The sequence below is a fragment of the Pseudomonadota bacterium genome, from assembly GCA_018242545.1.
In the GTDB taxonomy this organism is placed as follows: domain Bacteria; phylum Pseudomonadota; class Alphaproteobacteria; order 16-39-46; family 16-39-46; genus 16-39-46.
Genome location: JAFEBT010000016.1, coordinates 1 through 11,927, shown reverse-complemented (window position 1 = coordinate 11,927; position 11,927 = coordinate 1). Strand labels below are relative to the sequence as shown.

Sequence of the window (11,927 nt, the reverse complement as noted above, 5' to 3'; positions counted from 1 at the left end):
CTCTTCATAAATGAATTAAAAGAGAACTTTATAAGATTTCCCCTTTTAAATCAAATTCCTTCTCTAAATTTTCTTTAAAAAATTTCTTAAGGATTTCCACGCCTTAAAAAGGCAGGAATTTGAAGATCTTCTTCAGAAACTTCCTCTTCAATGCCAGGAAGACTCCCTTGAACAATAAATTCAGAATTTCCACGATTTTGTGTTCTTTCAGGCGTGCCTGTGGATCCAGATTTGCGATCTGCGTTTTCAGTTGAATCAAGTCGGGAGACCTTAAAACCCATTAACCTCTCAAAAAAACCAGGCTTGCGCTCTTCTTTTTGCGTTTTAGATCCCAAATCCCACGTTGAATAAGAAGATGCGTTCGGAGAAATATCAGCAACAGATGTCTCTTTTTGAGAAGGTACTATTTCTTCTTTTTCTTCAGAAATTTCTGGGGTCAAGGACATTTCAGAAATGTCAGACATCTCGAGGTTTTCAAAAGTTGGAAGCGAATCCATGCCAGCTAAAACAGACGAACTTCCCATCGAAACTTGCGAAGAATTATTTTCTTTTTCTACGATAAGGTCATGATTCATTTGTGGTGCTTTGTGACCATATAAATTTAAAGCTTGAACATCTATGCCCGTTGCAACAACGGAAACTCTCATAATCCCTTCCATTTTCTCATCAAATGTCGATCCAAAAATAATTTGAGCATCTGTATCGACCTCTTCTCGAATTCGGTTTGCAGCTTCATCAACTTCAAATAAAGTCATGTCAAAACCACCCGTAATATTGATAAGAACACCACGAGCTCCTTGCATGGATACATCATCCAAGAGGGGATTTGAAATTGCAGCTTCAGCGGCTTCAATCGCACGTCTTTCTCCTTTTGCCTCGCCGGTTCCCATCATGGCTTTCCCCATTTCACTCATAACAGAACGAACATCTGCGAAGTCTAAGTTAATCAGCCCCGGCATAATCATAAGATCTGTAACCCCTCGAACTCCAGAATAAAGAACATCATCTGCAAGTTTAAATGCGTCTGAGAAAGTTGTTTTTTCATTTGCAATACGAAATAAATTTTGGTTCGGAATAACAATGAGCGTATCCACAAATTGTTGAAGGTCTTCAAGACCTTTTTCAGCTGAGCGCATACGTTGTGCACCTTCAAAGTGAAATGGCTTCGTTACAACACCAACTGTGAGAATTCCAAGATCACGGGCCGCTCTTGCAAGAACAGGAGCAGCACCTGTTCCTGTTCCACCTCCCATACCTGCTGTAATAAAAAGCATATGAGAACCTTTGATTGTCTCGACAACATCTTCAAGAGCCTCTTCAGCAGCAACGCGTCCAACATCAGGTCGAGATCCAGCTCCAAGACCGCGCGTCGCGCCTAATCCAAGCTGGATTCTTTTTTCTGATAAAGATTGAGAAAGCGCTTGTGCATCTGTATTGGTGACAATGAAATCAACCCCTTCAAGCTTTGAGCGAATCATGTTATTTACTGCATTTCCACCAGCACCACCAACACCCACCACAGTTATACGTGGTTTTAAATCTGAAAAAGATGCATGTTTTGCCCCAAGAATCTTTAAAGAGGACTGTGAAGGGTTCATCCGTGAAACTCCGTATGTTAAAATTAAAAACTTATTGCAATAATACTATATACTGCCTCTTAAAAAAGATCGAATAAAATCTATTAAAAAAAAAGAAGCTTTTACAACTATTAAATCAATTTTCTAAAAAAAGAGAAAAAATTATGTTTAAAAGATGATATTTTCATATCAATAAACAAGTTTTGTTTATATCCTTCAGCACAAAAATTTAAAAGTCCTAATACAGTTGAAAAAGAAGGGTTACTAAATCCTTCTGTCAAACCACGAATATGTAAAGGTTTACCAAGACGTACCCCTCTTCCCAAAATCGTAGAAGCAACTTCTTTAAGTCCAAACATTTGACTTGCTCCTCCTGTCAATACAACCCGTCTCGTTGCTCCTTTATAAGAGGAAAGTGCATCAATTTTATTTTTTAAAATCTCAAAAATCTCTTCTACACGTGGACAAATAATTTGATTTAAAGATGCTTTGGTAACTTGCATCCCTGGCATTGCGTGATCATCTCCAATTTGAGGAACTAAAATTGTTTCATTTTCATCGCTGGCAGACTCCAGGGCGCTTCCATAAAGCGTTTTTAAGCGTTCTGCATGAGAAAATGGCGTTGACAATCCTTGAGCAATATCACTTGTGATATGACTCCCCCCTAAAGGAATCATTCCTAAAGCAACGCAATGACCATCAGAAAAAACGGAATAGGTTGTCGTTCCACCTCCCATATTGACAAGAACAACGCCTAAATCCATTTCATCTTCAACCAATGTTGACAAAGCAGAAGCATAAGCAGAACTTACAATTTGAGAAAGCTCTAAATGACATCTTCCAACGCCTTGAACCAAGTTTTTAAAAATTGTAGAAGGCAATGTTACAACATGCAAACTTACCCCTAAACGTTCTGCAAACATTCCACGTGGATCACGTATAAAACGATTTCCGTCTACAGTATATCCTATTGGAAAGGCATGGATTAATTCCAAAGGATAGATTCTGCGGGATTGATTCATTTTTAGATTATTTTGGGCTAAAGAAAAAAGATTCTTTAAATCCTCTTCCAAAATTTCACGACCCGACAGCACAACATCAACATCCCCAATCTCTGATATCACGCCACTTGAACATCCAACGACAATGTTTTGAATTGTCTCCGAAGCCATCTCTTCTGCAGAATGAACAGCATTTAAAATAGATATTTCTAAAGCTTCCATATCTACAATTGCGCCTGATTTTAACCCCTTAGAAATTTGTTGTCCAATTCCCAAAAGACGCAAGTTTTGATCACTTTCAACACGTGCAATTGCAGCACAAACTTTTGTGCTTCCAATATCAAGTGCTGCAATAAGACCATTTTTCGAAATCATTTAAAATTAACTTTTCATTTTAATTAAATTAATATTTACTTTCTAGACAGTTTTTAAATTCAAGCATCTCTCATTTTTCCTGGCATATTTGAACTTTTTATACTAGAGGCTTCATTTGTTTCTCGTTGTTTTTGCGGAAGAATTTCTTTTTGAGGTCTTATGATAATTTTAGGAAGAAATCTTAGATCAATCATTTTAATGTCACGCGCGAACAAAAGGTCCTGCTTTTCAAATTGCGTTAATACATCAAGTGCTTCTTTTATCTTTAATTCAGGGAGTCTGACCTCAATTGTTTTATCTATATAGATATTCCATCTGCGTCCTCCTACTAAACTTGATGCTGTAACACGGTTTAAAACAAGCGGAAACGAAGAGAGCACTTTTAAAAAATCTGAGGCCTTTTCTTGTGCGTTTTCTCCAATAAAAAGAGGCAAGCTTTTAAATTCTTGCGGAACAAGAGGAACACCTTGATTGGAGGGCATTTTCTGACTTAAGTTAATGATCGCTCCTTGATCATCAATCAAATCAATATGCGAACCATGGCGCCATCTTGCGATTGGGTGCCGTTCAGAAAGTCTTACATAAATTAAATTTGGCAAACGTCTTTCAACGAGGGAGGATCGAATCCAAGGAAGTTTTTCAAGTTCTGCTTTAGCAACCCAGGGATCAAATTTTAAAATTGATTCTCCTAATTTTATATTAAGTGCTTTTGAAATTTCCTTCTTTTGAACGCGTTGCCGACCTTCTAATAAAATATCATCAACCGTAAATCCCATATTAAGCGTTAGTTTTTCATAAGATACCCCCAGAGTCTTTATTCCAAGATCCCAAAGGCCTGACATCCAAATAACAAAATAGAAAATTACTCCAAGAGAAAAAAGCGCTGTGATTATTAAGAATTTAAAGTTTATTTCTTTCAAACGAGATTTTTTTCGTATATTTCTTTTTTCTCTAATTTTTTGTGCTTCTATCATACGCCGCATAAGACTAATTTCCTATTTTAAAAAGAAAAAGAATTTTCTTTTCCTTTAATTTTCCTTAGAGAAAATAAAATTTCCTTTATTGACCTTAAACTTTGAGAGGATTTCCCAAACAACGTATCTCCCATTTCAGCAAAATACCAGACGACTTTAAAACACGATTTTGCACCTCTAATGCTAAATTTTCAAGATCTTCAGCAGTGGCATCTCCTGTATTAATTAAAAAATTACAATGCTTTTCTGACACCTGTGCTCCCCCACGCTTTAACCCTCTACAACCGGCAGCATCTATAAGCTCCCAAGCTTTGAAGCCCTCAGGATTTGCAAATGTACTGCCCCCCGTTCGAGCCCGAATGGGTTGCGTTTCTTCACGCCGCGTCATAATCTCTAAAATGTTTTTTTTAATAAGGGAGGCATCGCCTTTAACCCCTCTAAGCAAAGCTCCCACAAAAATCCAATCTTCTGAAAGACCACAAGATCGATATGACATTTTTAAATCGTCAACATTCAAATGATGTAAATTTCCCATGGGATCTAGAACAAGAGCCTTTTCAAGAATATCTTTTATTTCAGATCCATACGCGCCTGCATTCATACGAAGGGCCCCTCCTAAAGTACCTGGAATCCCTGATAAAAATTCAAGACCGCTTAACCCATATTCTGCAGCTGTTAATGCAATATTTCGATCTAACACACCTGCTTCAACATCAAGAATTACGTCATTCTTAAGGCTTATCTTTGAAAAGCCCCCGCCAAGTTTAATAACGACTCCTGAAATTCCTGAAGATCTTATAAGAACATTTGACCCCATTCCTAGAAGAGTCACAGGTATTTTTGGGTTTTTTTGTTTTAAAAAATTTTGAAGATCACTTAAATCTGCCGGCTTAAAAAGAATTTCAGCGTTTCCACCAACCTTAAACCATGTATATTTTGCCAAAGGAACATTTTCAAGATACCGGCCACGAACTTTGGGAAGATCTTTTAAAGAAAGGGAAGACATGTTTAAGCTTGAACACATTTTTACCTTTATAATCCTCCCCTGAATTTTGAATGAAATTCCGGAAAAGAATAAGCCCACTGGCTAATCGTTCCAGCGCCCATAAAAAGAACAATATCCCCTTCTTTTAGAAAAGAAGTTAATTCTAAAAAGAGTTCATCCTTTCCAGATAAACTTTTGACCGGAATCCCATATTCTTTCATTTTTAAAGAGAGCACAGTATGATCTATTCCTTCAATAGGAGACTCTCCCGCACTATAAATAGGAACGATATAGACTTGACTTGACTCTTTTAAACATTTTGCAAAGTCTTCCATTAAGCGGGAAACACGGCTATATCGATGGGGTTGTAAAACAGAAATAACACGGCCTTCTGTCATCCCTAGAGCCGCTTTTAGCGTTGCAGAGATTTCAACAGGATGATGTGCATAATCATCATAAATTGTAACACCTAAAATATCGCTAACCTTTGTGAAGCGGCGCTTAACGCCCTTAAATGACATAAAGGCTTCTTTAATAAGTTCACGAGGGATTTCAAGCTTGCGCGCAACGGTTAAGGCAGCAAGAACGTTTTGTATATTATGATCCCCCATTAAAGATACTTGAATTCCTTTCCATACAACAAGAGCTTCTTGTGGAAATCTAATCTCAACATCAAAAGTTGTTTTATCTTTTTCACGCAGGATATTAATGGCGCGCACATGCGCTTTTTCTGAAAACCCATACGTTAAAAGTGTTTTATTAGAAATTTTTGAAATCATTTCTTCCACTACAGGGTGATCAATGCATAAAACGCCAAACCCATAAAAAGGAATTTTTTCAATAAAATTTTGAAAAGCCTCCTTCAAAGCTTCAAAAGATCCATAATGCTCTAAATGCTCAGGATCTATATTTGTAACAACAGCAACCGTTGGAGAAAGATCTACAAAGCTCCCATCAGACTCATCCGATTCAATAACCATCCAATCACCGTTCCCAAGACGGGCATTTGTACCATAGGCTGTAATGATTCCGCCATTAATGACTGTTGGATTAAGACTGGCCGCATCAAAAATAGAAGCAATTAAGGATGTGGTTGTTGTCTTTCCATGGCTGCCAGACACAATAGCTGAAAACTTCAAACGCGCTAATTGAGCAAGCATTTCCGACCGATGTATAATTGCGATTCCACGTCGCTCGGCTTCTTTTATTTCTGGATTTTCACCTATAATAGCTGAAGATACGACCAATAAATTTGCTTTTTCAATATTCTCTGCCTTATGCCCTATAAAAATAGGAATTCCTTTTTCTTTCAAACGTTGAACATTTGGGTTCACAGCAATATCACTTCCCTGGACTTTTTGTCCTAATCCATGAAGGATTTCTGCAATCCCGCTCATACCAATACCTCCAATACCCACGAAATGGATAACACCTAAAGAAAGAGGAGAAATTTTCATCGAATCATCCTTAAATCACAAAAAAAGAGAACGCCCACATTATGTCAAAAATCTGTTTCTTTATGCCGCTCTTTGAGGAAAACGTCAACACTCCCCATTATTTTTTCAAGAGCTCCTCTTGAATACATCTTTGAAAGATTTAATGAGGCATGTTGAAGTTCTTGTGGATTCTTAATAAGATAGGTGAGAAAATGAATGATATTTTTTTCTAATAAATTATTTTGAGTTATCATCCATCCCCCTTTTCCAGAAACAATAAAGGACGCATTTTTAGTTTGATGGTCATCCATTGCAGATGGAAGAGGAATAAAAAGAGCAGGTCGCATCGTCGCTAAGCTTTCTCCTATCGTTGAAGATCCTGCTCTTGCAATAACAAGATGCGTCTTTGCGATGCGTTTCTCTACATCTGAAAAGAAAGAAGCTACGTCATGTGAGATCCCTAACCTATGAAGCTCTTCTTGTACCATGCTTTTTTGGCTTTCAGGAGCTTGAAAAGTTATAAATAATTTGGCTCTGATCTCAGAGGGAATCTGTTTCAATGCTTTTAAAATTTCTTCCGTAAGACGGATCGATCCTTGACTCCCACCTAAGACAAGCACTTGAAACTTATTCAAGACCGTTGGTGGTGAAGCAAGATAAGGTACTGTTTGTCCAATTGCTTCAATTTCAGGACGCACAAGGGGGCCAATCCATTTTTTTTTAAGGAAAAAAATACGTGTTATAAGTTTTGGAATTTTTTGCGTTTTTGAAAATGTGAGAAAAAGCATCTTAGAAAAAGGAAATAAGACTCTATTGACACGCCCCAAAACAGCATTTTGTTCATGAAGACACAAAGGAATCCTCAAAAGGAGTGCGGCAATCGCTCCAGATGCGGAAGGATATCCTCCAAACCCTAACACAACTTTAGGCTTTACCTGCTTCAGTAACTTTAAAAGACCTCCAACATTTCTTAAAATGCCCCAAAGACGCTTCAGAAAGGACCCCGACGCCATATCTAAAACATGACATTTAAAAGAAGCATTCTTTTTTACATAGACGCTGCCGCGTTGATCCGTAATAAATAAGATTTTTATACCACGTTCTTCAAAAGCTTCTGCAAGCAATTGGGCTGGAAAAACATGCCCCCCTGTTCCTCCTGCCAAAAGAACAACCTCTTCTTGCCTTTTCTCTTTTTTTCCCCTTTTGAATGTCATTCACTATATCCTAACCTTTTCCGGGTAAAATTAAGTAAAATTCCCATTCCTAAAGAAAGAGCTAAGAGAGAGGACCCCCCATAACTTAAAAAGGGAAGTGTCATTCCTTTTGTTGGGATTAAATGAAGAGAAGACGCCATATTAACAAGGGCTTGAATCCCAAACTGTGTACTTAATCCACAAATACTAAGAAAAATAAAATAATTAGAACTTTTCAATGTATCTGAAAAACTTCTAAAAATAATAAAGGCATAAATCCCGACAATCAAAAGGCAAAATAACAATCCAAATTCTTCTCCCGCAACCGCAAAAATAAAATCTGAATGCGCATCTGGTAAATGTTTCTTAATAACACCTTCGCCCGGACCCAATCCAAAAAATCCTCCATTCATAAATGCCTCTAGAGAATGATTAATTTGATATCGATCTCCTGCTTCTGGATCTAAAAACCGGTCAATACGATGAGAAACATGGGGAAAAAGAAAATAGGCTAAAAAGAGACCGCACGTTGCAAGAAGAGCAATCAGAAAAACCCATAAAAAAGAAAGCCCTGCTAAGAAAATCTGCACACCCCAAGCACATGAAACAACAAAAGTCATTCCGAGGTCCGGCTCAAGGAGAAGGAAAAAAACAATCACAACATAAAGAGCAAAGGAAAAAAGGCGTGGAGAGAATTCTAGAAAAGACAGCTTTTTTGTGTCTGAATCAGCATAATTTAAAATCCAAGCCGAAACGATGGAAAAAGTGGGTTTAATAAATTCCGAAGGCTGAAGAGAAAAACCCAAAATGTTAATCCACCTCCGGGCTCCTTTAATCTCAATGCCCCAAAAAGGCGTTAAAATCAAAAAAAATAGACTGATCCCAAAAATCCAAAAAGAGAGTTTTTTAACAAAAGAAAAGGGCAACATGGAAACCCCAACCATCAAAAAAAAGCTTGGAATAAAAAGAAGCAATTGCTTTTCAACCATGTAAAAAGAACTGAGTCCAAGTTTTTTAGCAATAAAAGGAGTTCCAGAAAAACTTAATATGCAACCAATTCCCATAAGAAGACATAAACCAAGGAGCATCCAACGATCGACGGCCCACCACCAGCGACCAATGAGACTTGTATCCGTTCGGGAAAAAAAAGAAGACGCCATAAATTTCTCTATAATTAAAGTCAAAAAACATTTTCAAAAAAATAATACGTCAAGTAAGCTTAAAATAGAAGCCTCATAACAAAAAACAGAGTTAAGTTTATTGCAATCAAACTTTCCTGAGCAAAAAGTTCTTAAAAACCTTCTCTTTTAAGCCTTTTTCATAAATTGAGTTTTTGAACATACTCTTTAAATTTTTCCCCACGCTCTTCAAAACTTTTAAATTGATCCCACGAAGCACAGGCCGGAGATAAAAGCACATGTGGAAACTCTATACCATTTTCCTTCATATCTTGCTTTGCCCAATTAAATGCTTTTAATGTCGCAACCTCAAGGGTATTACATTTTTCAAATTCCACATACCCTTCTAGTTTTTTTGCGAAAGCATCTTGAGCCTCCCCAATCAAAAAGACACGCTTAATTTTTGGGAAATATTTTTTTAAATCTAAGAGATCATCTCCTTTAGCTTGTCCTCCCAAGATCCAATATATATTATCATAAACCTCGAGAGCTTTTGCAGTTGCTTCAACATTCGTCGCTTTACTATCATTAATAAAAGTAATCCCAAAAAATTTTCCAATGACTTCTTGACGATGAACAAGTCCGGGAAATGTTTTAAGCCCCTCAATAATAATTTTCTCATCAATGCCCAAACTTTTCATTGTGGCAAAAGCAACAGCAACATTCTGGGCATTATGAACACCTTTCAAAGTCAAAAGATCTTTTAAATTAAAAATAAATCTTTCCTCTTTCTCTTCTTTTATCCAAAGTCCATCTTCTCTTTTAAAGATATCTCCCTCATTTTCCCGCATTGAAACAGATATAATTTTTGGATGATTTTTCTTTTTTAGCTTTTGAAATATTTCCTCTGTTGCATCCGTATCAACGCCAATAACAGCAATCGGAAATGTTTTACTTTGAGAAGTAAAAACTTTTTCCTTAGCGGCTTTATATCCCTCCCAGCCCCCATGCCTCTCTAAATGATCCGGTGTTATATTTAAAAGAATGGAAATAAGAGGTGCAAGCGAAGGTGTTGTTTCAAGCTGATATGAAGACACCTCAAAAACATAAATGCCTTCCTCCCCAAAATCTGGAAGATCAAAGACTGGAATTCCAAAGTTTGCCCCAATGGCTGTTGGAATTTGAGCGTATGTCAAAAGATGTCCCAAGAGAGCTGTCGTTGTGGACTTCCCATTGGTTCCTGTGACTGCAATATATTGATGCGTCGGATTCATTCGAATGTAGAGCTCAAGATCGCTTATAATCTCAAGAGGTTGTTCTTGATCATTTGCCCATTTTTTCGCGGCTTGAAGAACAGGATGAGGGATTGGATAATGATGCGGAATGCCAGGACTTAAAATAATTCCTGTTATTTTTTTCCATGGAAAATCAGAACCCAAGGGATCTTTAAGAAGAAGTTTTTGACTTTCTGCATGTATGCGTTGCTGCGGATTATCATCCCACACATAAAAAGGGATATCTTGAGAGGCTAAAAATCGTGCCGTTGAAATCCCCGTTCGTCCTAGGCCTAAAATTAAATAAAAAGGGCTTTTTTCCATGTAACTGCTCCAAAATTATCCTCTTTTGTCCTACACGAAATCTTTTAAAAGCACAATATTTGGCATTAAATTCCTTTTTCTCTAAAAATGACATCTGAAAAGTTACAAAAATTGTAATTTATTTTTTACTTTTACGCTCCTGTTTTCTGAGACCATAACATTTTTCAGTCAATCAAATGAGTGTGAGACCCGCCCTTTAAGTTTCTTTATTCGTAATCTAAAAGGTGCATTAGCATCTGAGATTAAAAAAAATAATGAAACAAAAATTCCTACTTTTTTGTATTGCTTTTACAAAAAAGTAGCCTTATTATTAAATGTAGCTACAATAGGATTACAAAATTACTTTACATGATGATATCATACGCGCAAGAATTGATCATAAAGTTAAAATAGAAGCACAGAAAATCTTAGACACCATGGGACTCTCTGTGAGTGATGCCATTCGCTTATTTTTTTATCAAATTGTCGCAGAGCAAAAAATACCTTTTCCCATCAAAGCGCCTAATTTTGAGACAATCAAAGCCCTTCAGGCGCATAAGGAAAAGGAACTTGAACCGACAACCCTTGAAAACATCCACGCTTCTTGGAAAAATGGCTAAAGAAATCTTTCAAACATCCCACTTTAAAGATGATCTTAAAAAGATCATAAGATCAAGGCGCTACCGTTTGGAAGATCTCATGGAAATTTTAATATTGCTGCAAGAAAACCATCCCCTTGACTCAAAACACAAAAACCATCCTCTCTTTGGGAAATGGCATGGCTATAAAGAGTGTCATATCAAGCCCGATTGGCTTTTAATTTATGAGGAAACGAAAGAATCTCTTCATTTAATTCGCACTGGAAGTCATAGTGATTTGTTTGTTTAAATCTGATTTTCTTTTTCAAAAATTATAAAAATCTTAAACTTTTAAATTTATTTGATAAGCGGCCTCCACATTCTTTTCTGAGAAGGCAAGACCCAGATGGATAATTTTTTCAACATGCTTATACATTTTAATTTTAGAATCATATTTTTTTGTTTCAATTGGATGAAGAGCAGCCTGTGCAACCTTCTTTAAATCTTCCGACTTGGTTGCAATTTTATATTCTAAAATAAAAGCATAAGGATAAGGCGCTGTTTCTTTTGGAATAATGAGAAGATCAGCCCTCCTTTCACCTGTTTCACGTTCTTTTTCAACAAAATAATCTTCATTTACGCTGCTTGCAAAAAGACCCCACATAAATCCATTATAAAGAAGTTCCGCTTGTTTTGAAGCTGAATCAAAATAACTGGCTGAAGCGTCAAGATAAGATTTAAGCTTTTCAATAAATTTGGCAACATCTCCTTTTAAAAGATGCATTACAAAAACTTTATATTCTTGCGGATTGGTTTTAAATTTAGCTTCAATCCACTGAAGAGTGGAGGTCATAAAAACTCCTCGAACTTCATAGTTGGGAATTTTGACATGGCAGAGATATGTAATTCCATCCATAGCGAGTTTTGCTTTTTCAGCAGTTAGCTACCCTGAAAAAAACAAGAGATTATAAAGAGCATTCGGAGAAGACTTGATATCAGAAAATACCATTTGTGGACCCGCAATGATTTCAATGGTTCCTCCTTCAATAAGAGTTTGAATTTCTGTTTGAAATTTATCAAGAATGAGCGCTTGTTCAATAAGTGCCGTGCTTG

General features: G+C 36.7%; 12 protein-coding genes. 2 read left to right on the top strand and 10 right to left on the bottom strand.

The annotated features are described in order from the left end of the window. Positions 1-86: 86 nt before the first annotated feature. The 8 genes from ftsZ to murD form a co-directional block, all read right to left on the bottom strand. Entirely contained in the window at positions 87-1,598 is a 1,512-nt protein-coding gene (gene ftsZ / locus JSS34_03455) for a cell division protein FtsZ (GenBank protein MBS0185394.1), read from the bottom strand. A gap of 110 nt (positions 1,599-1,708) precedes the next feature. Beyond that, positions 1,709-2,953: a cell division protein FtsA gene (gene ftsA, locus JSS34_03450; protein ID MBS0185393.1), complete on the bottom strand. Its 1,245-nt coding sequence runs from the start codon at positions 2,951-2,953 to the stop codon at positions 1,709-1,711. Positions 2,954-3,012: 59 nt separating this feature from the next. Further along, entirely contained in the window at positions 3,013-3,936 is a 924-nt protein-coding gene (locus JSS34_03445) for a cell division protein FtsQ/DivIB (protein MBS0185392.1), read from the bottom strand. 85 nt (positions 3,937-4,021) lie between these two features. Continuing rightward, on the bottom strand, positions 4,022-4,933 hold the full coding sequence (gene murB, locus JSS34_03440; protein MBS0185391.1) for a UDP-N-acetylmuramate dehydrogenase: 912 nt from the start codon (positions 4,931-4,933) through the stop codon (positions 4,022-4,024). 26 nt (positions 4,934-4,959) lie between these two features. Next, complete coding sequence (locus tag JSS34_03435; protein MBS0185390.1) at positions 4,960-6,369, bottom strand: UDP-N-acetylmuramate--L-alanine ligase; 1,410 nt, start codon at positions 6,367-6,369, stop codon at positions 4,960-4,962. A 44-nt stretch (positions 6,370-6,413) separates the two neighbouring features. Beyond that, positions 6,414-7,562 (bottom strand): UDP-N-acetylglucosamine--N-acetylmuramyl-(pentapeptide) pyrophosphoryl-undecaprenol N-acetylglucosamine transferase, encoded by a 1,149-nt coding sequence (locus JSS34_03430; protein ID MBS0185389.1) that lies wholly within the window; start codon positions 7,560-7,562, stop codon positions 6,414-6,416. Next, positions 7,559-8,701 (bottom strand): putative lipid II flippase FtsW, encoded by a 1,143-nt coding sequence (ftsW, locus tag JSS34_03425; GenBank protein MBS0185388.1) that lies wholly within the window; start codon positions 8,699-8,701, stop codon positions 7,559-7,561. The genes JSS34_03430 and ftsW overlap by 4 nt, the downstream gene beginning before the upstream one ends. 158 nt (positions 8,702-8,859) lie before the next feature. Beyond that, entirely contained in the window at positions 8,860-10,257 is a 1,398-nt protein-coding gene (gene murD / locus JSS34_03420; protein ID MBS0185387.1) for a UDP-N-acetylmuramoyl-L-alanine--D-glutamate ligase, read from the bottom strand. Between the two features lie 338 nt (positions 10,258-10,595). Between murD and JSS34_03415 the strand changes: the two genes are divergently transcribed. Together JSS34_03415 and JSS34_03410 are read left to right on the top strand one after the other, a co-directional pair. Then, a complete protein-coding gene (locus JSS34_03415; protein MBS0185386.1) occupies positions 10,596-10,856 on the top strand; it encodes a type II toxin-antitoxin system RelB/DinJ family antitoxin in 261 nt (86 codons plus the stop codon). Continuing rightward, positions 10,849-11,124: a type II toxin-antitoxin system YafQ family toxin gene (locus tag JSS34_03410; protein MBS0185385.1), complete on the top strand. Its 276-nt coding sequence runs from the start codon at positions 10,849-10,851 to the stop codon at positions 11,122-11,124. Before JSS34_03415 ends, JSS34_03410 begins: the two co-directional genes overlap by 8 nt. 33 nt (positions 11,125-11,157) lie before the next feature. Here JSS34_03410 and JSS34_03405 read toward each other — a convergent pair whose 3' ends face one another. Together JSS34_03405 and JSS34_03400 are read right to left on the bottom strand one after the other, a co-directional pair. Beyond that, positions 11,158-11,667 carry a PD-(D/E)XK nuclease domain-containing protein gene (locus JSS34_03405; protein MBS0185384.1) on the bottom strand — a complete coding sequence of 170 codons (510 nt, stop codon included), beginning with the start codon at positions 11,665-11,667 and terminating at the stop codon, positions 11,158-11,160. A gap of 90 nt (positions 11,668-11,757) precedes the next feature. Next, positions 11,758-11,927 (bottom strand): hypothetical protein (locus JSS34_03400; protein MBS0185383.1); only part of this gene is annotated, 170 nt, incomplete at its 5' end.